Source organism: Pseudoflavonifractor capillosus, from assembly GCF_016899775.1.
Lineage (GTDB): Bacteria > Bacillota > Clostridia > Oscillospirales > Oscillospiraceae > Lawsonibacter.
In genome coordinates, this window is sequence record NZ_JACJJE010000011.1 from 1 (window position 1) to 23304 (window position 23304).

The 23304-nt window shown below is 64.0% G+C and carries 22 protein-coding genes; 17 read left to right on the plus strand and 5 right to left on the minus strand.

Annotated elements, in window-relative coordinates; all coding sequences use genetic code 11:
- Nucleotides 1-174: 174 nt before the first annotated feature.
- Nucleotides 175-2406: a sensor histidine kinase gene (locus H6B31_RS04965; RefSeq protein WP_204897495.1), complete on the plus strand. Its 2232-nt coding sequence runs from the start codon at nt 175-177 to the stop codon at nt 2404-2406.
- 4 nt (nt 2407-2410) lie between these two features.
- The gene (locus H6B31_RS04970; RefSeq protein ID WP_346014038.1) at nt 2411-3442 is read left to right on the plus strand and encodes a tripartite tricarboxylate transporter substrate binding protein; all 1032 of its coding nucleotides are present in this window, start codon (nt 2411-2413) and stop codon (nt 3440-3442) included.
- Between the two features lie 110 nt (nt 3443-3552).
- On the opposite strand, the gene H6B31_RS04975 is transcribed toward H6B31_RS04970, so the two are convergent.
- Nucleotides 3553-4638, minus strand: coding sequence for a glycosyltransferase family 2 protein (locus H6B31_RS04975; protein ID WP_204897496.1), 1086 nt, complete (start codon nt 4636-4638; stop codon nt 3553-3555).
- Between the two features lie 747 nt (nt 4639-5385).
- On the opposite strand from H6B31_RS04975, the gene H6B31_RS04980 reads away from it, so the two are divergent.
- Nucleotides 5386-5922 carry a phosphatase PAP2 family protein gene (locus tag H6B31_RS04980; protein WP_204897497.1) on the plus strand — a complete coding sequence of 179 codons (537 nt, stop codon included), beginning with the start codon at nt 5386-5388 and terminating at the stop codon, nt 5920-5922.
- 93 nt (nt 5923-6015) lie between these two features.
- Here the strand turns inward: H6B31_RS04980 and H6B31_RS04985 are convergent, their stop codons facing one another.
- Nucleotides 6016-6927 (minus strand): glycoside hydrolase family 25 protein, encoded by a 912-nt coding sequence (locus H6B31_RS04985; protein ID WP_204897498.1) that lies wholly within the window; start codon nt 6925-6927, stop codon nt 6016-6018.
- A gap of 322 nt (nt 6928-7249) precedes the next feature.
- Between H6B31_RS04985 and H6B31_RS04990 the strand changes: the two genes are divergently transcribed.
- The 14 genes from H6B31_RS04990 to rsmI all read left to right on the plus strand — a co-directional run bounded on the left by H6B31_RS04990 (nt 7250) and on the right by rsmI (nt 20226).
- Nucleotides 7250-8629, plus strand: a complete 1380-nt coding sequence (locus H6B31_RS04990; RefSeq protein WP_243418854.1) for a cobyrinic acid a,c-diamide synthase CobB — start codon at nt 7250-7252, stop codon at nt 8627-8629.
- A complete protein-coding gene (gene cobT, locus H6B31_RS04995) occupies nt 8626-9735 on the plus strand; it encodes a nicotinate-nucleotide--dimethylbenzimidazole phosphoribosyltransferase (RefSeq protein WP_204897499.1) in 1110 nt (369 codons plus the stop codon). Before H6B31_RS04990 ends, cobT begins: the two co-directional genes overlap by 4 nt.
- Nucleotides 9732-10262: a bifunctional adenosylcobinamide kinase/adenosylcobinamide-phosphate guanylyltransferase gene (locus H6B31_RS05000; protein ID WP_204897500.1), complete on the plus strand. Its 531-nt coding sequence runs from the start codon at nt 9732-9734 to the stop codon at nt 10260-10262. Before cobT ends, H6B31_RS05000 begins: the two co-directional genes overlap by 4 nt.
- Nucleotides 10259-11035, plus strand: a complete 777-nt coding sequence (locus H6B31_RS05005) for an adenosylcobinamide-GDP ribazoletransferase (protein WP_243418855.1) — start codon at nt 10259-10261, stop codon at nt 11033-11035. Before H6B31_RS05000 ends, H6B31_RS05005 begins: the two co-directional genes overlap by 4 nt.
- Complete coding sequence (locus tag H6B31_RS05010) at nt 11032-11358, plus strand: bifunctional adenosylcobinamide kinase/adenosylcobinamide-phosphate guanylyltransferase (protein WP_204897501.1); 327 nt, start codon at nt 11032-11034, stop codon at nt 11356-11358. The genes H6B31_RS05005 and H6B31_RS05010 overlap by 4 nt, the downstream gene beginning before the upstream one ends.
- Before the next feature lie 481 nt (nt 11359-11839).
- Complete coding sequence (locus H6B31_RS05015) at nt 11840-12418, plus strand: histidine phosphatase family protein (protein ID WP_204897502.1); 579 nt, start codon at nt 11840-11842, stop codon at nt 12416-12418.
- Complete coding sequence (gene cbiB / locus H6B31_RS05020; protein ID WP_204897503.1) at nt 12415-13395, plus strand: adenosylcobinamide-phosphate synthase CbiB; 981 nt, start codon at nt 12415-12417, stop codon at nt 13393-13395. The genes H6B31_RS05015 and cbiB overlap by 4 nt, the downstream gene beginning before the upstream one ends.
- A gap of 12 nt (nt 13396-13407) precedes the next feature.
- Complete coding sequence (locus tag H6B31_RS05025; RefSeq protein WP_204897504.1) at nt 13408-14451, plus strand: pyridoxal phosphate-dependent aminotransferase; 1044 nt, start codon at nt 13408-13410, stop codon at nt 14449-14451.
- A 241-nt stretch (nt 14452-14692) separates the two neighbouring features.
- Complete coding sequence (locus H6B31_RS05030) at nt 14693-15139, plus strand: YwiB family protein (protein WP_204897505.1); 447 nt, start codon at nt 14693-14695, stop codon at nt 15137-15139.
- Between the two features lie 766 nt (nt 15140-15905).
- Nucleotides 15906-17654, plus strand: a complete 1749-nt coding sequence (gene argS / locus H6B31_RS05035) for an arginine--tRNA ligase (protein ID WP_204897506.1) — start codon at nt 15906-15908, stop codon at nt 17652-17654.
- 90 nt (nt 17655-17744) lie between these two features.
- Nucleotides 17745-18077, plus strand: a complete 333-nt coding sequence (locus tag H6B31_RS05040; protein WP_204897507.1) for a hypothetical protein — start codon at nt 17745-17747, stop codon at nt 18075-18077.
- A gap of 17 nt (nt 18078-18094) precedes the next feature.
- A complete protein-coding gene (locus H6B31_RS05045) occupies nt 18095-18709 on the plus strand; it encodes an NUDIX hydrolase (protein WP_243418856.1) in 615 nt (204 codons plus the stop codon).
- On the plus strand, nt 18706-19350 hold the full coding sequence (locus H6B31_RS05050; protein ID WP_204897509.1) for a methyltransferase: 645 nt from the start codon (nt 18706-18708) through the stop codon (nt 19348-19350). The genes H6B31_RS05045 and H6B31_RS05050 overlap by 4 nt, the downstream gene beginning before the upstream one ends.
- A gap of 42 nt (nt 19351-19392) precedes the next feature.
- Complete coding sequence (rsmI, locus tag H6B31_RS05055; RefSeq protein WP_204897510.1) at nt 19393-20226, plus strand: 16S rRNA (cytidine(1402)-2'-O)-methyltransferase; 834 nt, start codon at nt 19393-19395, stop codon at nt 20224-20226.
- Between the two features lie 93 nt (nt 20227-20319).
- On the opposite strand, the gene H6B31_RS05060 is transcribed toward rsmI, so the two are convergent.
- From H6B31_RS05060 to H6B31_RS05070, 3 genes are all read right to left on the minus strand, one after another.
- Nucleotides 20320-21693 carry a M56 family metallopeptidase gene (locus H6B31_RS05060; protein ID WP_204897511.1) on the minus strand — a complete coding sequence of 458 codons (1374 nt, stop codon included), beginning with the start codon at nt 21691-21693 and terminating at the stop codon, nt 20320-20322.
- A gap of 67 nt (nt 21694-21760) precedes the next feature.
- Nucleotides 21761-22762 (minus strand): M56 family metallopeptidase, encoded by a 1002-nt coding sequence (locus H6B31_RS05065; RefSeq protein WP_204897512.1) that lies wholly within the window; start codon nt 22760-22762, stop codon nt 21761-21763.
- 3 nt (nt 22763-22765) lie between these two features.
- Nucleotides 22766-23119, minus strand: coding sequence for a BlaI/MecI/CopY family transcriptional regulator (locus tag H6B31_RS05070; protein WP_204897513.1), 354 nt, complete (start codon nt 23117-23119; stop codon nt 22766-22768).
- Between the last annotated feature and the right edge of the window lie 185 nt (nt 23120-23304).

The following is a 23304-nucleotide window of genomic DNA, read 5'->3' on the forward strand; positions in this document are numbered from 1 at the left end:
GCGGAGAAGATCCTCCGGGCCTACCGGGAGCAGTCCGCCGCCGGGGTGGGCGTGTTCACCGTGGACGGGAAGATGATTGACATCGCCTTCATTCCCGGGGCGGAGCGCACCCTAATGATGTTTTTTCTGTGCTCCGGCGTGGTATGATATTTTGCAGAAAGGGGGCGGAGCGTGATGAGATTCAGATGGGGGAAAACGGCCAAGATGCTGATTGCGGCTCTGCTGGCCGGCCTGCTGAGCGCCCTGCTGTTTGCGGTCTATAACACCTATGACGCATACACACAGATGATAATCGCCCAACAGCAGCAGCACCTTCTGATCACGGCCCGGGCGGTGTCCCAGAATCTGTCCCTCTACCTCTCCGAGCAGCTCCGGAATGTGGAGATCCTGACTCAGACCCCCGGGTTTTTGACTCAGTTCCATACGTATTATGAGACCGGGGACCAGAAGGGGCTCAAGGAGTACGTCCTGTCCTACATGCTCTCCCAGAATCAGGGGGTGTCCCGGCTGTACCTGCTGGATCAAAACGGGGACGAGGTTTTCCGCTATAACCAGTACCCCTTCCTGGAGTCCTTTGACGAGTCCGTCCTCCACCTGGACCAGCTGGCGGAAGGACGTCAGACGGGGCTCGGCTCCGCGTTCCGAATCAGCCCGCAGCACTATGGGCTCACGATGGTCAACAGCATTACGGACGGGAGCGATTATCTGGGAGCGGTTGTCTCCGTGCTGGACATGGACGCCCTCTATCAGCAGTACATGGCCCCGCTGCAGGGGACGGTGGACATCATTGTCAAGAATGAGCGGGGGACGGTCATCATGCACCCGGAGTCAGAGATGCTCACCTTCAACTATTTTCGGGACATGCAGGGTCTGGACACCCTGCCGGAATACGAGAGCCTGTGGGACATGCTCCAACTCCAGTACCAGCAGGAGGAGGGGGCCGCCATCTATCGCGCCTGCTCCGGCGGCATCCTCCCGGAGCGGGAGGAGATCTCCGCCTTCTCCCGGATGAATTTAAGCGGGACCTCCTGGTATATTTCCGCGGTGATGCCCTATTCCCAGGTGGTCCGTATGGTCAATGAGAACTTGAACCGGTTCGCGTTTTTGGTCACGGTCATTTTTGTCCTGATCGCATCCAGCATTCTGATTATATACGGACTTCAGAAAAACCGGCAGAAGCTGCAGATTGAGACGCGCTACCTCCGGGACATGAACCGCACCCTGGAGGAGCTCCATGAGAGCCGGGAGCAGGTGCGCCACTACCAGAAGCTGCAGACCATCGGGGCCCTGGCCGGGGGGATCGTCCATGAGTTCAACAATCTGCTGACCCCGATCATGGGGTACTCCGAATTCCTGAAGCAGCAGCTGGGCCCGGAAAATGAATACTATGAGGACATCGACGAGATCTATAAGGCGGGCGGCCGGGCCAAGGAGATCGTGGATCAGATCCTTTCCTTCAGCCGGCGGGAGACCGACTCCACCCAGTACAATGTGGTCAATCTCAACGCTGTCATTTGGGACACCCTGAAAATGGTGCGGATGCTGCTCCCGTCCAGCGTCCGTCTGGTGGTGAAGCCGTACAGCGGGCCCATCAATATCTACGGCAGCGCCACCCAGATCCACCAGGTGCTTCTGAACCTGTGCACCAACGCGTATCAGGCCATGGAGGCCTCGGGGGGAACGCTCACGGTGGCCACCCGGCGGGTTTTCCAGGACCAGCTGCCGGAGCAGTACCACCCGGTGGCGGAGGGGGAGTTTGTCCGGCTTGAGGTGTCTGATACCGGCTGCGGGATTCCTCCGGAGATGCTCTCCCGGATCTTTGACCCGTTTTTCACCACCAAGGCGGCGGGGGACGGGACCGGGCTGGGGCTGTCTGTGGTGCAGAATATTCTGATCAGCCATGGCGGCTTCATCGAGGCGGAGAGCGCGGTGGGCCGGGGCAGCCGTTTTTTGGTGTACCTGCCTGTCACAAGCCAGCTTCCCGCCGCAGCGGCCCAGGAGGAAAGCGGGAGCGGCCGCACGGGAATGGGGTCTGTCCTTTTGGTGGACGACGAAGTTCGGGTGGTCCGCTACTTCAAGCGCAGGCTGGTCCACCAGGGGTATCAGGTGGACGCCTTTACCGATCCGGAGGAGGCGCTGAACGCCTTCAGGTTGAACCCGGGGCAGTGGGATCTGCTGATCGTGGACGAGGCGATGCCGAAGCTGCGGGGAACGGCGCTTTTGCAGCATATGAAGCAGCGGAATCACAGCCTGCGGGTGATTCTGGTGACCGGGCTGGTGGGAGACAGCGCCATCCGTCTGCACGCGGAGCGGCAGATCGACGAGATCCTGACAAAGCCCGTGGAATTTGAGGCGCTGGCCGAGGCGGTTGCCCGCCTGCTGTCCGCCGAAGCGCCGGGGAGGTGAGGTTGTGAATCGAAATTGGATTCGCAGGGCAGGGGGGATGCTCCTTGCCTCTGCGCTGCTCCTGTCCCTTGCCTCCGGCTGCGGGCAGGGGCAGGGGGCCGCCTCCCAGTCGGCGATGCCGTATCCCAGGGAGTCGGTAGAGCTGGTTGCCCCCGCCGGCGTCCGGAGCGGCTCAGATCTGACCCTCCGCAATGTGGCGCAGTGCCTGCGGGATACGGGGCTTGTGGACGTGCCGCTGCCCGTCACAAACCGGCCCGGAGACGGGGGAGGGCTCGCGCTGGACTATTTGAATGAGCAGGCTGGCGTGGACAATGTGCTGGCGGTATTTTCCCCGCCGGTCTGCCTGATCCATCTGAATGGGAGCACCTCCCTGAGCTACCAGGAGAATACCACGCTGATTGCAAAGCTGATTACCGACTACGGGTGCTTCGCTGTGGCGGCCAACTCCCCCTATCAGAATCTGAATCAGGTGATGGAGGCGCTGCGGGAGGACCCCGCTTCTGTACGGGTAGGCGGGACGTCCTCGGCCGGGTCCATGGACCATGTGCAGTTTCTAAAGGTGGCCCAGGCGGCCGGGATCGAGTCGCTGGACCAGATTTCGTATGCCGGATTTGAGGGGGGACGCGTGCTGGCCCAGCTTCTGGGCGGGCATGTGGACATTGTCTCGGCGGGAATCGGCGACGTGGTCGGCCTGGTGGAGAGCGGCGATGTGCGCGTGCTGGGGATCACGGCGGAGCAGCGGGTGGGCAGCGGCATTGTGGCGGAGATGCCCACCTGCGTCGAGCAGGGGATCGACGCGACCTTTTACAACTGGCGGGGAATTTTTGGGCCCAAGGATATGCCCGAGGAGGCCCGGAAGTTCTGGGAAGAGACGCTGGAGAAGCTGGTCCAGACACAGGAATGGGCGGACACCTGTGAGAAATACGGGTGGGATATGGACTACCTGGGGCGGCAGGAGTTTGAGGCCTTTCTTGCCGGCGTGAACGAGGAGTACGCGGTTTTGCTGGAGCAGGTGGGCCTGCTGGAGGCAAAGTAGTCCTCCCGCGGACAGGTGACTGGTCCGAATAATTTCCAAAATACAGGCGGCTCCTGGCGTGCCAGGAGCCGCCGTTCGTATATGCCGATGTGCGGTTTACAGGGCGGGCACTATTTGAAAACAGGTACCTGCCTCACCTCGGCAAGCGCCTGGGAAAATGCGACATGGTCCTGAAGGCGGGAGAAACAGGGGAACAGAATACAGTCCGCCGCCGCCTTTGCCGCCAGCAGGGGGACCGCGGGGAGTGCGGTATTCAGGAGGCTCAGAAGCAGGCCGCCCAGCAGGTACTGCAGGCCGGTCACAGCGGCGTAGCGGGTCCACTCCCGCTGTACGTCCACTTCTGATTGGGAGGCGTCTGTGCGGTGGGCGGAGAAACCGATGACCCCGGACGCCAGGCAGGAGGCGGCCAGCCCCAGCCAGAGCCAGGGCAGCGGCGAGATGGGGACGTAGGGGGCGCACAGCATGAAGTATCCGAACATCAGCAGTCCGGCCAGGAAGCTCGCCGCGGAGGTGAGAAAGTAGCGGCAGAGGGTCCACCCAATGCGCACGGAGTCCCGCACCGGGTGGTAGTGGGAGCCGGCGTTGTCGTCGATGTAGATGGTGGAGATGGGGATTTCCACCATGGGGATGTGGTGCCGTTTGCAGTAGAGGAGCATATTGGTTTCGAACTCATAGCGGCCGCCGGAGATGCCGGAGAAGGCCGCCAGGCATGAGGCGGGGATGGCCCTCAGTCCGGTCTGGGTGTCCCGCAGGGGGATTCCGCACAGCCGGTTCAATAGAAATGTCATGGTCCGGTTTCCGCTTTTGCTCCTGGCCGGCACCTGGGAGCCGGAGAAATCCCGGCCCCCCAGAATCAGCGCCCGGGGATTCCGGAGCAGCGCACCGGCGCACCGGAGGGCGTCCCGCCCGCTGTGCTGGCCGTCTCCGTCCACTGTGACCACGCCTGCGTCCGCCCAGCCTTGGGTGAGAAAGGCGAGAAACCCCAGCTTCAGCGCCTCGCCCTTTCCGCTGTTCTGGGGCAGGCGGACCACCTTGCAGTCCATCCGCTCGAGCGCCTGAAAATACGGCTGGCAGTCCGGCCGGCTGCCGTCATCCACCGCGATGATGTGGCGGAAACCGCAGGCCCGGAGATCTTCCGCCGTGGAGACCAGCCGCTCGTCCGGGTTATAAGAGGGGATCAGGGCACAAACATTCATCTTGCATTCACTCCATTTCCGATGTATCTGCCTTGGATGCCTCTATCCTATCCCTTGAAAATGAGAGAACAGTGAGAGGCAGATGAGTTTTTTCATCTGCCTCTTATGTCTGCACGGCGGGCTGGACGCGTGAGAAACGCTCATATTTCTCTCATGCTCCTCCCATAAAAAGCGGCTATCCTGGTACTCGAAAAGAGCGATGAGCCCATTTTCAAATTGAAAATACAGGAGGAATCGCCATGTATCGCGACCAGGAAACTCATACGTTCCATTCAGATCTTTCTCATGGGCTTGTCCCCTATGAGCCATTGCCCGTGGAGATCCCCCGGGGCCGGAGGCGGCGCCCGTCTCTATGGCGGATCAATAGAAAATGCGGCGAGAGCTTGCTCTCGCCGCATCAGTTTGTCAAAAAACCTGTACCGAGTAAAATCCGCCTGAGGCAGGGCGGGGGAGCTCGAGGGGGCGGCCGCCCGCCTCGAATGGGGTCAAATGCCCCGGAAGGCTTGCTGTGCAAGGCTTCCGGAAGGCGAAGCGCGGACTTTTGCGCCGTTGTGCGGCGCAAAAGTAACGGTATTTTATACTCTGTTTAACTCCCGTTTCCCCGGTGTTTATGCCGGGACGGTACACTGCATGTTGAACTTGCTGAGGGGAATTTCATGCGGACTGCCCCGTCTGTGGGGCGCTCCCGCATCCTGGGTCTGGGCAGATTCACAAACTATCTGAAATCGGGTGACAACCATGCTTTCTATGGAAAGTTCCATTCTGGACTGGATTCAGACCAACCTGCGGACCCCTGTGCTGGACCTGCTGATGCCGGCCATTACCGCCCTGGGCAACGGCGGACTGATCTGGATCGTTCTTGCCGCCGGCTTCCTCCTGATGCCCAGGCACCGAAAGGCTGGGGCGGCAGTCCTGGCCGGCCTGGCGCTGGAGGTGGTCTGCTGCAACCTGGTGCTGAAACCTCTGGTTGCCCGGGTGCGCCCCTGCGATATCAACACCGCGGTGCAGCTTCTCATTGCCCGGCCGGACGACTTTTCCTTCCCGTCAGGACATACCGGGGCCTCTTTTGCAGCCGTTTCTGCCCTCTGTGCCAGCGGAAACAGGCTTTGGATTCCCTCCCTGATCCTGGCCGTATTGATTGCGTTTTCCAGGCTCTATCTGTACGTCCATTATCCGACCGACGTCTTGGCGGGCGCTGTGATTGGAATTATGGCTGGCTGGACCGGGACAAAGCTGGCGGATGCGGCCGGGAGAGGCGCCGCCGCCCGCCTGAGGAGGAAGTAACAGGCCGCCCGTGCTCGTCAAACCAGAGCCGTGCGGACGCAGGCGTAAAAGAAAAGCAGCCACCAGCAGAAAAAAGCTGATGGCTGCTTTCATTTACGAGGAGATGGGAAAATCCCGAAAGGCCAGGTTCAGATCCACGCTGCCCTCGATGCCCGGCACGGTGCCGGTGTGGGTGTACTGCCACATGTCAAAGTCATAGTAGAAGTCCGGCTTGCTGTCGTACTCCGCCAGCCAGAAGAGGGAGGAGTCCAGCGACTTCAGGTCATAAACCAGATAGCCCATGTCCTGGTTAAAGTAGACCATGGGGGTGTACCCGGCCACCGACACCAGCTCACAGAAGGCGGCGGCGCACTGGGTGATCCCCTGGCCGTCCATGCCCTCGGTTCGGGCCTGGCCGGTGGTGATGTACTCCCAGTCAAAGACCACTGGGTACCGGATGGGGTAGGATCGGATGGCCTCCAGCACAAAGTCGGCCTCCTCCTCCGCCTCTGCCACGGTGGTGGCCTGAGAGAAGAAGTAGACGCCCACATCCAGTCCGGCCTCCAGCGCGCCCTCCATATTGGCCTGGAACCGCTCGTCCAGCTGGAGAGTCCCCTGGGAGTACCCACGGTAGCCCACCCGGATCATGGCAAAGTCAATGCCGGAGCCGGCCACTGCCTGCCAGTCGATTTCCCCCTGATAGACCGAGACGTCAATCCCCAGAGCGGCCCGCTGGCCGTCTTTCTCATACTGGACCCAGCCCTGGCTGTCCGTGGTAAAGGCCTCGGGGTCGTAAGTGTTTTTGTCCAGCCCCTCCACCACCAGCAGTTGCTGGTCTCGGTAGGTAATGTACTCGGGCTCGGGCTCCTTGTGAAATACGGTCAGGTACAGGACCGCGCAGGAGATGGCCAGCGCCAACAGGGAGAATACCAGGGCCAGCTTGCCGGTCCAGCCTCCGCCGCCGCGCCGGGGAGGAGACGGACGGTCATCCCGGGGGCGGGGCGTTTGAAGTTCCTCAATCATCATGAAATGCCTCCATACGGTTGGCCCGGAGGCCAGGGTCAACGGCCCTTTGTTCAAAAGACAAAAAGGCGGTTTGTTGTATTGTAGCAGGAATTGCTGGATGATGCAAGACTTGCGGCTTTTATTTTCTCTTTTGTCATAAAATAAGAGAATTTGTGAAGAAAATTTCTTTTCCGCGCAGGACGGGGAGGACCGCGCTGACGAAAGGGTACCGGCGGTCTTGCGTGGAGGTGGGAGAGCGGACGAGAGAAGCAAACAAAGTTGCTTTTTCCCTATGATTCCGATATAATAAAAGCCGCGGTATTTTGAGAAGGGGGGCTGCATGATGGAGGGACATTCGATCCCGCGTTTGATGGTGGCCGCACCCTCCAGCGGGAGCGGCAAGACCACCCTCGCCTGCGGCCTGCTCCGGGCGGCCCGGCGGCGGGGGCTTGCGCCCTGCGCCTTCAAATGCGGCCCCGACTACATCGACCCCATGTTCCACCGCTCTGTCTTGGGGGTGCCCAGCCGGAACCTGGACCTGTTTTTCAGTTCGGAGGAGGAGGTACGTTCCCGGCTGGTTTCCGCCGCTCAGGGGCATGGCCTGGCGGTGTTGGAGGGGGTCATGGGCTTTTATGACGGCCAGGGGAACACCGACCGGGCCAGCAGCTGGCGCATGGCCCAGGCCACCCGGACCCCCGTCCTGCTGACGGTGCGCCCACAGGGGACGGCCCTCACTCTGGCCGCCCTGGTGAAGGGGGTGCAGACCTTCCGAACTCCCTGCCAGATTGCCGGGGTGCTCCTCAACGGCTGCACCCAGCGGCTGGCCGGGCTGCTGGCCCCCGCCATCCAGGGGGAGACCGGCCTGCCGGTGCTGGGCTACCTGCCCCAGATGCCCGGCTGCTCCATCCCAAGCCGCCACTTGGGGCTGTTTACCCCGGACGAGGTGGAGGACCTGTCCGCCAAGGTGGACCGGGTGGCCGATCAGCTGGCGGAGACCGCCGACCTGGACCGGATCTTCGCGCTGACCCGCTCCGCTCCGGAGCTGGAGGCGGAGCCCCTGCCGCCCCTCCCGGACGGTCCGGATGGGCCCCTGGTGGCCGTGGCCCGGGACGAGGCCTTCTGCTTTTACTACGAGGACAACCTGGACGAGCTGCGCCGGGCGGGGGCCCGGCTGGCCTTCTTCCGGCCCACCCGGGACCGGGCCCTCCCGGAGGGGGCCTGCGGCCTCTATCTGGGGGGCGGCTACCCGGAGCTCCACGCCCGGGCCCTGAGCGAAAACCGCCCCATGGAGGAGGCCGTCCGCCGGGCCGTTTTAGATGGCATGCCCACCTTGGCCGAGTGCGGCGGCTTCCTGTACCTGCAAAGCACCCTGGAGGACGGGGAGGGAACCCCCTGGCCCATGGCCGGGGTGCTGGACGGGGCTGGGTTCAAAACGTCCCGTCTCCAGCGGTTTGGATATGTGACCCTCACCGCCCAGAAGGATTCCCCCTATCTGAAGCAGGGGGAGACCGTGGCCGCCCACGAGTTCCACCGATGGGACTGCTCCCGGAACGGGGAGCTGTGCCGGGCCCGGCGGCCCAACGGGGGAGAGGGCTGGAACTGTATAGTTGGGCAAGGAGATCTCCTTGCCGGGTTCCCCCACCTGTATTTTCCCTCCAACCCCCAGTTTGCGGCCCGGTTCGTGGCCGCGTGCAGACAGTATCAAGAGAGGAACGCCCTATGACCTGGACCCAGCTTTCACAACAGATATCTTCCATTCCTCCGGCGGACCAGGGGGCCATGGAGGCGGCCCGCCGCCGGTGGGACTCCATCGCCAAGCCCCTCCACGGTCTGGGCAGGCTGGAGGACCTGCTGGTCCGAATGGCCGGGGTGACCGGCAGTCTGGATCTGGACCTGGACCGGAAGGCGGTGGCGGTGTTCTGCGCCGACAACGGCGTGGTGGCCGAGGGGGTCACTCAGACCGGGCAGGAGGTCACCTGGACGGTGGCCCAAACCATGGGGGAGCGGCGCTCCTCCGTGTGCCACATGGCCCGGACCGCCGGGGCCCAGGTGTTCCCGGTGGATCTGGGCATGGTCCGGCGGGACACGCCTCCCGGCGTGCGCCCCTGCGTGGTGCTGGAGGGGGGGACCCGGAACATGGCGGAGGGCCCGGCCATGCCACGGGAGGCGGCGGAGCGGGCCCTGGCCGTGGGCTTTTCCCTGGCCCGGGAGCTGGCGGAGGATGGGTATACCCTCCTGGCCGCCGGGGAGATGGGCATTGGCAACACCACCACCACAGCGGCGGTGGCCTGCGCTCTGCTGGACCTCTCCCCCCAGGAGGCGGTGGGCCGGGGGGCCGGATTGTCGGACGCAGGGCTGGCGCGCAAGCGCCGTGCGGTGGAGCGGGCCCTGGAGGTCAACCGGCCCGACCCCGGCGATCCGGTGGACATTCTCTGTAAGGTGGGCGGACTTGACATTACGGCGATGACAGGATTTTATCTGGGCTGTGCCGCCGCTCAGGTCCCGGTGATCCTGGACGGGGCCATCTCGGCCGCCGCCGCTCTGCTGGCGGTGCGGCTGTGCCCCAATGCGGAAAAAGCGCTCCTGCCCAGCCACTGGCCCTCGGAGCCCTGCGGACAGGCCCTGCTGGCCGCCCTGGGGCTGGAGCCCGTATTGCACGGCAGCTTTCACCTGGGGGAGGGCACCGGGGCGGTGGCCCTCATGCCCCTGCTGGATATGGCCCAGTCCGTCTACCGGGATATGTCCACCTTCGGGGGAATGGGCATCGGGGCCTACCGGCCCGACGGGGAGCGGGTCCCGGCCAAAGTGGAGCCGGAGGCCGTACCATGACTGCACTCGTCTTTGGCGGGGCGGCCAGCGGCAAGAGTGAGTACGGGGAGAAGCTGGTTTGCTCCCTGCCCCGGACGGGGGAACTGATCTACCTGGCCACCATGGAGCCCTTCGGCCCGGAGGCGGAGGCGCGCATCCGGAGGCACCGGGAACAGCGGACGGGCAGGGGATTTTCCACCCTGGAGCGGGCCAGAGACCTGGCGGGCTGCCCCCTTCCCGCCAGCGGGACCGTCCTGCTGGAGGACCTGGGCAATCTGGCCGCCAACGAGCTGTTTTCTGGATCAGATATGGACCCGGAGGGGACATTCCTCCGCATCCGAGACGGCCTGCAGGCCGTCCGGGCCCAGTCGGAGCACCTGGTAGTCATCAGCAACGACCTCCATCGGGATGGGGAGACCTATCCCCGGGAGACGGAATGTTATCTGGACCTGATGGCCCGTCTCCACCGGGAGGCGGCCGCCTGGGCGGACCAGGTGGTGGAGGTGGTGTGCGGGCTGCCGGTGATCTGGAAGGGGGAGAGGGCTTGAACATTCTGCGGACCGTGGGCATGGCCTTTGCCCTGTACTCCCGCATCCCCATGCCCCGCCTGGACTGGGAGAGTGAGAGCCGGAAGTACACCCTCTATGCCTTCCCCCTGGTGGGAATCGCGGTGGGGATCTTTGAACTGCTGTGGCTGTGGATGGTGCAAGTATTAAACCTTCACACAGTTTTGGCCGGGGTGGTGCTCACCGCCCTGCCCATCTGGGTGACCGGGGGCATCCACCTGGACGGCTTCTGCGACGTGTGCGACGCCCGGGCCTCCCACCAGAGCCGTGAGCGGAAGCTGGAGATTCTGAAAGACTCCAATGTGGGGGCCTTTGCGGTGATCCACTGCGTGCTCCTGCTCCTGGTCACCTTCGGCTTTTGGTGCCAGCTGGAGCCGGTGGATTTTGAGGTGTGGGGGGCGCTGGTCCTCCTGCCGGTGTTCAGCCGGTGCCTGTCCGCTTTCGGGGCTCTGTCCCTGCCTAACGCCCGGGGAAGCGGCATGCTGGCCTCGGTGACCGGAGGGGCGCAGAGACGGCCGGGCCGCTGGGGGCTGCTGCTGGGGAGCCTGCTGTGTGCGGCCGCCCTGGCGGCACTGGAGCCCTGGCTTCTGCTGGCGGCGGGGGCGGGATACCTGTCCTTCATTTACTATGTGCGCACGGCGAAGCGGGAGTTCGGCGGCACCACCGGGGACCTGTCCGGGTGGTTTTTGCAGCTGTGCGAGCTCTCATCCCTGGCCGGTCTGGTGCTGGCCCAGCGGCTGGAGGTGTTACTTTGATTTTGGTAGTGGGCGGCCTGGAGGCCGGAAAGCGGAAGTTTATTCGGGAAGAACTGGGGTACGCCCCGGAACAGCTCTCCTCCGTGCCGGAGGAGGGAACGCCGGTCTTGTGGGGGCTGGAGGCCCTGGACCCTCTGCCTCCGCTGGAGGCCCTGCTGGGCCGGGAGGTGGTGGCCTGCCGGGAGGTGGGCTGCGGCGTGGTCCCCCTGGACCGGGCCGACCGGGACCGGCGGGAGGCAGTGGGGCGGCTGTGCTGTGACCTGGCCGCCCGGGCGGAGGCGGTGTTTCGGGTAAACTGTGGAATCGCAATGCGGTTAAAGTAGATTTTCGAGGGGGAGGTTCCTTATGAATCTGAGCCACACTTGAGCCCCACCGCAACAAAGGCGCTTTCCAATAGGGAAGTGCCAAGCTTCCGACCTCTGCTTATGCAGGCCGCCGAAGGCGGCCCCCAACGCAAAGCCCAACGGAGTGGGTTTGCGTTGGAGAGGAGGAGCAAGGAAGCGGGCGCAGTTTTCGCCGCTAGGCGGAAACGGAGGCAAGCTGACTTTGCGACGACGAAGCGGCAGCGGAAGACGAGGGACAGCGTGTCGGCTGAGCCACCCGCGCCTTTGCGATTTATAAACCAGGCCGCTTCATTGGCGGCCCCGTAAAAAGGGGGTCTGGGGGTAAGCCGTCATTGGCGAACGAAGTTCGTCTCTGCGGCGTCCCCCAGCGTCTTTTGGTTCCTTTTCCACGTGGAAAAGGAACCCGCCCCGCAGGGCGGAACCCTGCTGAAAACAATTAAACGGAGAAAAAGGAATTTTTATGGAACTGCTCTTACTGCGCCACAGCATCACGCCTGGCAATCTGAAAAAACAATACGTCGGAATCACCGACCAGCCCCTGGCCCCGGAGGGGGAGGCCCTGGCCCGGGAGAAGCAGAAAGACATGCCACCGGTGGAGGCCCTATGGATCTCCCCCATGCTCCGGTGCCGGCAGACGGCCCGGATCCTGTTCCCGGAGCTGGAGCCGGTGGAGATCCCTGACCTGCGGGAGTGCAACTTCGGGGACTTTGAGGGCAGGACCTGGGCGGAAATTAAGGACCACCCGGCCTATCAGGCCTGGATGGGCGGAGAACAGGCGGCTGCCCTCCCCAACGGGGAGTCGGTGGCGGAGTTTTACGCCCGGTGCCGCCGGGGGTTCCAGGAGGTGATCCAGCAGGCGGCCTCCCTGGGCATCCAGCGGGGGGCGGTGGTGGCCCACGGGGGCACCTGGATGGCGGTGCTGGAGGCCTACGGCCGCCCGAAGCGTCCCTTCTACCAGTGGCAGCCCAAGAACTGCTCCGGTTTCCGCATGGAGGTCCGGGAAAATCCCCTGGAGCTCCGCCTGCTGGAGGAGCTATGATCCTGCTGGCCCTGCGGTTTTTTACGGTACTTCTCCCGGCGGTGCTCCTGGATTTGGTTCTGGGGGACCCCCGGTGGCTGCCCCACCCGGTGCGGTGGATGGGGCGGACCATCTCTGCCCTGGAGCCGTTCCTGCGCCGGGCGTTTCCCAAGACGCCCGCAGGAGAGCGGGCGGCCGGGGGGGCGCTGGTCCTGCTGATGGCGGTGCTGTTCGGCGGAGGGAGCATCCTGTTCCTCAAGTTGTGTGGCATGGTTTCCTCCTGGCTGGCCTGGGGGGTGGAGGTGTGGTTCTCCTTCCAGCTCCTGTCCGCCCGGGACCTGCAGGTGGAGGCCATGGCGGTGTACCCCCCCTTAACATCCGGCGACCTGGAGGGGGCTCGGGCGGCGGTCTCCCGGATCGTGGGCCGGGACACCTCGGTCCTGGATGGGAGCGGGGTGGCCAAAGCGGCGGTGGAGACGGTGGCGGAGAACACCTGCGACGGGGTGATCTCCCCCCTGATCTTCCTCTTTTTGGGCGGCCTGCCCCTGGGCATGGCCTTCAAGGCGGTGAGTACCCTGGATTCCATGGTGGGTTACCGCACCCCGAAGTACCAATATTTTGGCACGGCCGCCGCCAAATTGGACGACGTCCTGAATTTTGTCCCCGCCCGGCTGTCGGGAATTTTGATGTGCCTGGGGGCGGTCCTGCTCCCGGGATGTTCCGGACGGCGGGCCTGGCGGATTTTTTGGCGGGACCGGAAAAAGCACGCCTCCCCCAACTCCGCCCACAGTGAGGCCGCCTGCGCCGGAGCGCTGGGGGTGCAGCTGGCGGGGGACGCCCAGTATTTTGGAAAGATGGTCCGCAAGCCCACTTTGGGGGACCCGGTCCGGCCGGTGGAGCCGGAGGACATCTCCCGGGCCTGCCATCTGATGTACGCCACAGAAGGGCTCACCCTGCTGCTTTTGGCGGGGATCGGACTGATCTTGAATTTGCTGTAAAGGAGAACTCCTATGCACCGATACGACCACGGAGGCGACGTGTACGGGGCGGACCGCCCGGCGCTGGACTTCTCCATTAGCTTGAATCCCATGGGCCCGCCCCCGGCAGTGCTGGAGGCGGCTCGGGCGGCAGTGCTGGACTGGAACCGCTACCCAGACCCCAAGTGCCGGGCCCTCCGGCAGGCGGCCGCACGGCGGGATGGGGTGCCGGAGGAGCTCCTTCTCTTTGGAAACGGGGCCTCCGACCTGATCGACCGCTTTCTGCGAGCCCTCCGGCCCAAGCGGGCCCTGCTGCTGGCTCCCACCTTCTCCGAGTACCGCCGGGGATTGGAGGGGATCGGCTGTGAGATCGAGGAATTTTTTCTCGACAAGGAAAATGACTTTACGGTTTCTGAGGACATTTTGAATGCAGTCCGCCCCGAGGTGGACCTGGTGTTTCTCTGCGATCCCAACAACCCCACTGGGCGGCGGATGGAGCAGGAGCTTCTCCGGGCCCTTCTGGACCGGTGCCGGGCGGCGGGGACCTTCCTGGCGGTGGACCAGTGCTTTCTGGAATTGACTGAGGAGGACCCAAACGCTCTGGTCTCCCAGCTGACAGGCGGCGGGCTGCTGCTCCTTCGGGCCCTCACCAAGAGCTACACCCTGGCGGGCCTGCGGCTGGGATACTGCCTGTGCGGGGACCGGGCCCTTCTGGAGCGGATGGAGGGGCTGGGCTCACCCTGGCCGGTGTCCTCCCCCGCCCAGGCGGCGGGGGAGTGTGCCTTGCGGGATTTCCCGGACTGGCCGAAGCGGAGCCTTCCCTTTCTGCGGGAGGAGCGGGTCCGGCTGGCCCTGGCTTTGGAGGCTCTGGGCCTCTGGGTGTGCCCCAGCCACGCCAACTTTCTTCTGTTCCAGGGGCCCACAGACCTGGGGGAGCGGCTGCTTTGGGAGAAAAGCATTCTGATTCGGGACTGCGCCAACTACTCCGGCCTGGGGCCGGGGTGGTATCGGATCGGGATTCAGAAGCGAGACGGCAATTCCAGATTGATTCAGGCACTGGTGGAGCTTTGCGGATAATTTTGCGGAGGTAATTCGCCCTCTGCGGACGGCAGATTTCTTTTGAGGCATAGCTTGTGCGCTGCCCGCGAGCCGCACCGCCTCACGTCTTGGCCTGAATCTCGTGGGAGGGAGCCTGAAATCCAACAAAACCACCCACCCCCTCTTTACAGAAGCCGGGGTTCCAGTGTATAATACCACAGCCCATTTTCTATCCCATGATAGCGGTGGGGAACAACAGCAGCAGCCTGGAGGGGTTTCATTGGAGAAGGACGTGATCATTTCCATCAAGGGGGTCCAGCGGTACGAGAACGCCGACCCGGACACCATGGAGCTGGTGACCGCGGGCCGCCTGGAGCGGGAGGGGAACAGCTATACCCTGTCCTATCAGGAGAGCGAGCTCACCGGCCTGGAGGGCACGCTGACCACCTTCCAAATCGAGCCGGAGCGGATCACCCTCATGCGGGTGGGGGAGTTCAACTCCCAGATGGTGTTCCAGGAGGGGCGGCGGCACATGTCTATGTACAACACCCCCTACGGCGCCATGACCATCGGGGTGAATACCCGCCACCTGCTCTCTGAACTGACCGACCGGGGCGGAGAGATCGAGATCGACTATGCCATCGAAATTGACCACAGTGTGGCGGGACGGAATACGTTCCAGATCAATGTAAAAGAGGCGGAAGGCGCTGCCGGGTTTCGAATTTGATGTGGTCAATTTCGATTCCAAGCATTTTGCCGAAGGCAAAACCTTGCCGGAGACCGGGCTCTGCCCGGTCGAGGATTAAAATAACCGGGTCCCCGCGGCGGCCTGCCGCCGTGGGTAATTGACCACTCTGTGGCGGGACGGAATACGTTCCAGATCAATGTAAAAGAGGCGGAAGGCGCTGCCGGCCTTCGAATTTGAAGTGGTCAGCTCCGATTTGACCTGCTGACTATGGACCAGTTATCACCTGATCGGCAGGGGCAGGCGCGGTGGTGAGATCGCATCCGTCGAAATATTAAGACAGCCAGGGCCCAGTGGCCCGGAGGGAATTTAGACTGTCACTCAAATTTTGCGCGCCGGAAATTTTCTGCCTGGCCCAAGGGGTAACTCTCGTAATGGGGGACCGGGGGTAAGCGGTCCTATGGGCACGAAGTGCCCGTCGGCCGCGTCCCCCGGCGATCCTTTGGTTTCTTTCCCATCGCTGGGAAAGAAACTCGCCCCACAGGGCGAAATCCTGTGAGACGGCGCGCCGAGTCGCCGCGCCCTACAAAAGGAAGGAAGCAACACTCGCCGTCCGAACTGCGGCTCTTAGCGCGGAGATGGCGGCGAAATATCCTGAGACAGTGTCTCCTGCTCCCTCAGCCCTCGTCCTACAGGAATTTCTTGTATAGAGCTTCTATGTTTATCTCCTTAAGAAAATAGTATAAAGTTCTTTTTGCTTCTTTTTCTTTCCAGAAAAAGAAGAGAAGAAAGGTGTGTAGAAAGAATTATGGCAAACAAGATTCAGGAAGCCCGGGCCCAAGTGGCCCAGCTGACTCAGGCGGCCTATGAGAAGGCCGTGGAAGCGGGCAAGCTGCCCGCCGGTGCGGAGGTGAAGGCCACCATTGAGATCCCCAAGGACGCCGCCCACGGGGACTATGCCTCCTCCTACGCCATGGCGGGGGCCAAGGCCCTGCACATGGCCCCCCGGGCCATCGCCCAGACCATCGTAGACCACCTGGACCTGGAGGGGAGCTACTTCCAGAAGGTGGAGATTGCCGGTCCCGGTTTTCTGAACTTCACCCTGGGCCCCAAGTGGTACAAGGAGGTCCTTGCCGACGTGGAGCGGGAGGGGGCTCAGTACGGCGCCAACACCGAGGGGAACGGGGAGAAGGTCATGGTGGAGTTCGTCTCCGCCAACCCCACCGGCCCCATGCACATGGGCAACGCCCGGGGCGGCGTGCTGGGGGACACTCTGGCCAACGTGCTGCGCCGGGACGGCTGCGACACCTGGAAGGAGTTTTACGTCAACGACGCGGGCAACCAGATTCACAAGTTCGCCGTGTCCATCGACGCCCGGTACATGCAGATCCTGCTGGGGGAGGAGAACGTGCCCTTCCCCGAGGAGGGCTACCACGGGGACGACATCAAGGAGCTGGCCCAGGCCATCTACCAGGAGCACGGGGACAGCTGGAAGGACCTGTCCGAGGAGGAGCGGCTGGACAAGATGGCCCAGTACGGCCTGTCCATCAACATCCCCAAGATGAAGGAGGACCTGCTCAAGTACGGCATCGTGTACGATGAGTGGTTCTTCGAGTCCTCCCTCCACGAGAGCGGCTATGTGGCCGAGACGGTAGAGCTGCTGGGGCAGAAGGGCTGGACCTATGAGAAGGACGGGGCCCTGTGGCTGAACACCACCCAGCTCCTCAAGGAGAAGTATATGCGGGAGGGCAAGACCCAGGAGCAGGTGGACAAGCTGGACCTGAAGGACGACGTGCTCCGCCGGGCCAACGGCTTCTACACCTACTTTGCCGCCGACATCGCCTACCACCGCAACAAGCTGGAGGTGCGCAAGTTTGACAAGGCGGTGGACGTGTGGGGCGCCGACCACCACGGCCACGTGGCCCGGCTTCAGGCCGCCCTGGACGGCCTGGGTCTGGACGGCTCGAACCGGCTGGTGGTGGTGCTCATGCAGCTGGTGAACCTGATGCAGGACGGCAAGCCGGTGCGCATGTCCAAGCGCTCGGGCAAGGCCATCGCCCTCCATGACCTGCTGGACGAGATCTCGGTGGACGCCGCCCGGTACTTCTTCAACTCCCGGGCCTCCACCAGCCCTCTGGACTTCGACCTGGATCTGGCGGTGCGGGAGGACAGCGAGAACCCGGTGTACTATGTGCAGTACGCCCACGCCCGCATCTGCTCCCTGCTGTCCCGTCTGGGAGAGGAGGGGGAGAAGGTCCCCGCCGCCCAGGACGTGGACGCGTCCCTGATGACCACCCCAGAGGAGCTGGCCCTGATGAAGGCGCTGGCCCAGTTCCCGGAGGAGATCCATCTGGCCGCCCGGGACTACGATCCCAGCCGGATCAACCGGTATCTGGTGTCCCTGGCCGGGGACTTCCACCGCTTCTACAACTCCTGCCGCATCAAGGGGGAGGAGCCCGCGGTGCTCTCCGCCCGGCTGAAGCTGGCGGACACGGTGCGCGCGGTGCTCTCCAACGGCATGGGGCTGCTGGGCGTGTCTGCGCCGGAAAAGATGTGAGAATCAGGAGCGGGCGGCCCGGCCGCCTGCTCCTCCCTATATGTCCGGCGCCGGCCGGGCACAGATACGGTGACCAAGGAGGGGTGCCCTGTGGCGCAGCAGAAAAAGGAGCTCTTTTCCAAGTGGAGGGACTGGACGCAGAAGAACCGGAATTGGATTTTGTATGCCGCCGGAATACTGACGCTGTTCGGACTGGCCGGCGGAGCGGCGATGCTCCCCGAACAGGTGGCCCTCCAGGCGGTTCAGGAGGGGCAGACGGCCGCCCTGGTGGACAAGGAGATGGCTCTGGGCGCCACGGGGGCGCTGACCGTTTTTTTCGGCCTGCTCTTTGCCCTTAGGCCCAGAGAGCTGGTGTACTTTGTGGCCCTGTGGCTGGCGGTATTTCTGGTCTACTCCCTGCTGATGATCAACGTGGTGCTGTAGCGATGGATTGGACAACTTTGGAACAGAACCTCCGGGCCCGGACCCCCGGCCTGATGGACGCCACCGGAAAATATGCCGTCCTGGTCCCCCTGGTGGAGGGGGAGGAGGGGCCTGCCCTCCTCTATGAGGTGCGGGCGGGGAGCCTCCGCCGCCAGCCGGGGGAGGTGTGTTTCCCCGGCGGAAAGATGGAGGGCTCCGAGTCCCCGGAGGAGTGCGCCCTGCGGGAGACCTGGGAGGAGCTGGGGATCCCCCCAAAAAGCATCCAGGTCCTGGGTCGGCTGGACTTTATCGCCCACCGGGCCAACTTCATCATGTACCCCATTCTGGCCAGGGTGGACCGGGCGGCGGTGGACCGCATGGTCCCCAACCCTGCCGAGGTGGGGGAGACCTTCCAGATCCCCCTCCGCCACCTGATGACCCACCCGCCCCTGGAGTATAACTACACCCTCCTGCCCAGCACCGACGGCAATTTCCCCTATGAGCTCATCGGCATTCCCCGGGACTACCGGTGGCAGCCGGGGAGCGAGAACGTGCCCGTCTACCCCTGGGAGGGCCGCGCCGTCTGGGGTCTGACGGGGCGGATCACCCGGCATCTGGTGCAGCTGCTCCAGAAGATGGAGAACACCCCGTGAGTGGGCCGGAACTGCTGGGCCCTTACACCCTGTTCCAGCCGGAGGGGGTGTTTCCCCTGGGGGAGGACGCCCTGGCCCTGGGGAGCTTTGCCACCGTGAAGCGGGGCTGGAGGGTGTGCGACCTGGGGACGGGGAGCGGCTGTCTCCTGCTGCTCCTGGCAGGGCGGGAGGAGGAGCTCTGGCTGTCCGGGGTGGACCGGGACCCCGCCGCCGCCCAGGCGGCCCGGGACAACCTGGCCCGCAACGGCCTGTCCGGGGAGGTCTGGACGGGGGACTGGAGTGAAGTCCCCTTCGCCCCGGGCTCCTTTGACCTGGTGATCTCCAACCCGCCCTACTATGCCCGCGGCTCCGGCGGGGACGGCGGCCCCGCCCGCATGGAGGGGGAGGGGGACGGACTGGCACCCCTGTGCCGGGCGGCGGCCCGGCTTCTGCGGAACGGGGGGAGATTTGCCCTGTGCTTCCGCCCGGAGCGGCTGGCCGGTCTGTTTGCCGCCCTGGAGGGGAGCGGCCTGGAGCCCAAGCGGCTGCAATTTGCCGCCCACCGGCCGGACTGCCCGCCCCGCCTGGCCCTGGTGGAGGCGGTGCGGCAGGGGCGGCCCGGGCTGGAGGTCCTGCCCGTCCGGTACCGGAACACTCTATAAAGGGAAATAACTTTTCAACAACTGCGCCAAAGGAGGCCGCCCATGTCAGGCATGTTATATCTGGTTCCCACCCCCATCGGCAACCTGGGGGACATCTCCCCCCGCATGGCGGAGGCCCTGGCCCAGGCGGACTTCATCGCCGCCGAGGACACCCGGGTGTCGGTGAAGCTGCTCAACCACCTGGGGATCAAAAAGCCCATGGTGTCCTACTACCGCCACAACACCTCCACCAGCGGCCCGGCCATCCTGGAGCGCCTGCTGGCGGGGGAGAGCTGCGCCCTGGTCACCGACGCGGGCACCCCAGCCATCTCCGACCCCGGGGAGGAACTGGTGGCCCTGTGCGCCCAGGCGGGGGTGGAGGTGGTGTCCATCCCCGGGCCCTGCGCCCTGGTGGCCGCCCTGGCGGCCTCGGGCCAGCCCACCGGGCGCTTCACCTTTGAGGGCTTTCTGGCCATGAACAAGAAGAACCGCCGCCGCCACCTGGAGTCCCTCCGGGGGGAGGAGCGGACCATGATCTTCTACGAGGCCCCCCACAAGCTGCCCGCCACCCTGGCCGACCTGGCGGAGACCTTCGGGCCGGACCGGCCGGTCTCCCTGTGCCGGGAGCTGACCAAGCTCCACGAGGAGATCGTCCGCACCACCCTGGGGGAGGCGGCGGAGCGCTATCAGACGGAGCCCCCCAAGGGGGAGTTCGTGCTGGTGGTCCGGGGGGCGGAGCCCCGGGAGGAGCCGGAGGTCACCCTGGAGGACGGCCTGGACCGGGTCCGGGCACTCCGGGAGGAGGAGGGACTGTCCCTGCGGGACGCGGTGAAGCGGGCCGCCAAGGAGCTGGGGCTGTCCCGGAATGAGCTCTACCGCCTGGCGGTGGAGGACTGAGGCAGTCTGCCCGAGAACAAGAATATGTAAGCCTCCGAGGGGAAGTTCCCTCGGAGGCTTTTTTTGCTATGGCGTGCAATTGTCCCTGCCCGGTTACGGGTAATACGCCGCATATCCGGCGAGGTCCGGCGGGCTGGAGAGCCAGTACCAGCCCATGGGCTCCCAGGGGCCGTCCCGGTAGGCGAACCAGTTGGACTCCCCCCAGCGGCCGTCGGACAACTGGTAGACCATGCGGAAGAAGAAATTCGAGTCGATCTGCCGCCACCCCTGTTGGATGGTCACATCCTGGGGAAGCTGGCCCTCCGCCTGCCGGAGCTGCTGGTCCTGCCGGACAAAGGCCTCCCTGCCGCCGAACTGCTCCGTGATCTGGAGATCCAGGTCCGCCGGGAGGACCACATTGGAGGGACCGCCCACGAAGAACAGCAGGAGCAGAAGAAACAGGAGAAAGCTGGGCAGCCGAAGCCAGAAGTTTTTCTGCTTCCAGGGCTCCTGCACAACATAGACGGGCCGCTTCTTCCAGGTCACGGCGGCCTTCACCCGGGCCGCCCCGTCGCTCTCCCCGAAGGCCAGGGGGGCGTCCCAGATCTGTTTTCCCGCCCCCAGCTCCACCAGAGTCTTGGCGTACTCCCGGCAGTTTTGTGGGGAGAGCTGCTCCAAAGTGAACCGGTCGCAGTCCATCTCCAGGTCCAGACAGGTGTACTTGTAAGCCAGCCAGATCAGGGGATTCCACCAGTGGAGGACCAGTCCGCAGGTGATGATGACCTTCATCCAGGGGTGCTTCCGCTTCAGGTGGTTGAATTCGTGGCGGAGGACCATACCCATCCGCTCCGGAGGGAGCCCCTCCTGGAGGTAGATCATGTTGTACCTGATCCCGTCAAATTTTTCCGCCTTCTGGTATACAAAGCTGGTGGGCAGCCCCTTGCACAGACGGACCAGGACGTAGTCGCCTGCCGGCTTCAGGCCGTAAAAGGGTTTCAGCTCCGGCCCGTCCCAGTCCAGCAGCCTGCCCTGGCTGGCCTGGGCTTTGATCCCCTCGCTCCGGCGGCAAAAATACAGGGTCAGGAGAACAATGCCCCCAAAAAGAACCGCCCCGGCCAGGGTTACCATCCACGGCTCCAGAGTGACAGGCAAGTAAGCCCCGCCGGGGAGGGCCAGGTTGATCTGCTGCTCCCCCTGGCAGTCGGGGAAGTAGGCGGGCACTCGGTCAAAGGAGAGGTTCTCCATGGTCCTGGGGGTGATCAGGTCCCGGAAGGTGACCGGGAGCACATGGGGCCAGGAGAGAATCTGGTACCACTGCGGTACATAGGCGGAGAGCCAGGCGGTCATCCACAGCAGCAGCCGCTGCCGGGGAGACAGGACCCGCTTCAGCAGGGGACGCAGCAGTAAAAGCGCCCCGCAGGTGAGGCCCACCGCCAGCCCCAGATTCAAATAGATGGATAAAAACTCCCAGAGGAGCTGATTCAGCATAACGGCACCTCCCGGTTTTTCTGAAATGTTCCACACAGATGGCAAATTTCGATTGACCGAACATGGCCTAGGGCGTGCCCAGAAAGAGGCACATGACCAGCGCCGCCGCGCACAGGCCCAGCAGTTTTCGGGGGATGGTCAGGGGTTTCCAAGCCAGCAGGGCCTTCACCCGGCGTTCCCCGTCGCTCTCTCCGAAGGCCAGGGGCACGTCCCACAGCCGCTGGCCGGAGCCCAGCTCCACCAGAGTCTGGGCGTACTCCCGCCGCTCCTGGGGGGAGAGGCGCTCCATGGTCCTGGCGTCGCAGGAGAGCTCCATGTCCAGGCAGGTGTACCGGTAGCCCAGCCAGATCAGGGGGTTCCACCAGCCGGCGATGAGCGCGAAGGACATGTAGCCCTTGATCACGCCGTGCCGCAGGCACAGATGGTCCAGCTCGTGGAGAAGCACCAGCCGCCGGCGCTCCGGAGGCAGTTCCTCCTGGAGGTAGATGGCGTTCCACAGGGCGAAGCTGGTGGGCAGATTGGGAGCGAGCCACACCGGACAGGTGTCCGGGGCGTCCGGCTCCTCCTTGGGCTTGCCGAAATCCGACCACAGGCTGACCTCAGTCCGGGTCCCCCGCTGTCCCAGCCGCCGCAGGGCCAGGGCCCGGCGGACCATCCACACCGCCAGGCACACTACCCCGGCCAGGTAGACCGCCGCCGCGGCCAGACACAGAGTGTCGGTGAGCGCTATCGGGACCTGTACTCCGCCTGGCAGGGTCAGGGCGTAGGTCCCCGGACCGTCGTAGTCCGGAGGGAGAAAGAGCGGACCCCTAAAAAGCTCATAGCTTCTGGCCGCGGAGACGCCCAGAAGGTCCCATACGGTGACCGGCAGCACGCGATGATAGGAGATACATCCCCACGCCGTGAAGAACAGCGCGGAGTACCAGAATACGTACCACAGCCACACCCTCTGCTGAGGGGTCACAATGCGGACCAGCAGGGGACGCAGCAGGAGGAACACTCCAAAGACAACCCCCATATTCAAACATACATTCCCCATGGTAAACAGCAGCGTGATTCCGAACTCCATCCCTCATCCCTCCCAGGTGTGCTGGTCGATGAGCTGTTTCAGCTCCTCCGCTTCCTTCTGGGTGAGCCGCCGGCCGCTGAAAAAGGCGGTGAGGAAGGGGGAGAGCCCCCCGGCCTGGCGGGAGAGCTCCTCCCCTTGGGCCTTCAGCACCTCCTCCCGGGTGACCAGGGGGGTGACGGTGGCCTCCTCATTGGCCGCCGCCCCCTTGTGGCACAGGCGGCGGAGCACCGTGTAGGTGGTGCTCTTGCTCCACTGGAGTTTTTCCCGGCACCGGGCCACCAGCTGGGTGGAGTTCACCGGAGCGTCCTCCCACAGAATCTCCATCAGTTTCCACTCGCCCTCGGACAATTTTTCCATGGGTCTTCCTCCTCTCGCGGGTTTATTGGAATAAACCTGCTTTCTAAGTGGAGTTTATCACAATAAACCTCTGCTGTCAACGGGGGTTTTCATAAAAATGTGCGGTCCATTTCAGGGGGACATTCTGCCCGTGGACGGCAAACTTTCTTTAAAAGTAAGCCAAAGCAAACTCCCTGGATATTTAC

Bases quoted from the DNA above. Each gene is read 5' to 3' on its own strand.
- H6B31_RS04965 (WP_204897495.1), top strand. From the start codon at position 175: ATGAGATTCAGATGGGGGAAAACGGCCAAGATGCTGATTGCGGCTCTG.
- H6B31_RS04975 (WP_204897496.1), bottom strand. From the start codon at position 4,638: ATGAATGTTTGTGCCCTGATCCCCTCTTATAACCCGGACGAGCGGCTG.
- H6B31_RS04980 (WP_204897497.1), top strand. From the start codon at position 5,386: ATGGAAAGTTCCATTCTGGACTGGATTCAGACCAACCTGCGGACCCCT.
- H6B31_RS04985 (WP_204897498.1), bottom strand. From the start codon at position 6,927: ATGATGATTGAGGAACTTCAAACGCCCCGCCCCCGGGATGACCGTCCG.
- H6B31_RS04990 (WP_243418854.1), top strand. From the start codon at position 7,250: ATGGAGGGACATTCGATCCCGCGTTTGATGGTGGCCGCACCCTCCAGC.
- cobT (WP_204897499.1), top strand. From the start codon at position 8,626: ATGACCTGGACCCAGCTTTCACAACAGATATCTTCCATTCCTCCGGCG.
- H6B31_RS05000 (WP_204897500.1), top strand. From the start codon at position 9,732: ATGACTGCACTCGTCTTTGGCGGGGCGGCCAGCGGCAAGAGTGAGTAC.
- H6B31_RS05015 (WP_204897502.1), top strand. From the start codon at position 11,840: ATGGAACTGCTCTTACTGCGCCACAGCATCACGCCTGGCAATCTGAAA.
- cbiB (WP_204897503.1), top strand. From the start codon at position 12,415: ATGATCCTGCTGGCCCTGCGGTTTTTTACGGTACTTCTCCCGGCGGTG.
- H6B31_RS05025 (WP_204897504.1), top strand. From the start codon at position 13,408: ATGCACCGATACGACCACGGAGGCGACGTGTACGGGGCGGACCGCCCG.
- argS (WP_204897506.1), top strand. From the start codon at position 15,906: ATGGCAAACAAGATTCAGGAAGCCCGGGCCCAAGTGGCCCAGCTGACT.
- rsmI (WP_204897510.1), top strand. From the start codon at position 19,393: ATGTCAGGCATGTTATATCTGGTTCCCACCCCCATCGGCAACCTGGGG.
- H6B31_RS05060 (WP_204897511.1), bottom strand. From the start codon at position 21,693: ATGCTGAATCAGCTCCTCTGGGAGTTTTTATCCATCTATTTGAATCTG.
- H6B31_RS05065 (WP_204897512.1), bottom strand. From the start codon at position 22,762: ATGGAGTTCGGAATCACGCTGCTGTTTACCATGGGGAATGTATGTTTG.
- H6B31_RS05070 (WP_204897513.1), bottom strand. From the start codon at position 23,119: ATGGAAAAATTGTCCGAGGGCGAGTGGAAACTGATGGAGATTCTGTGG.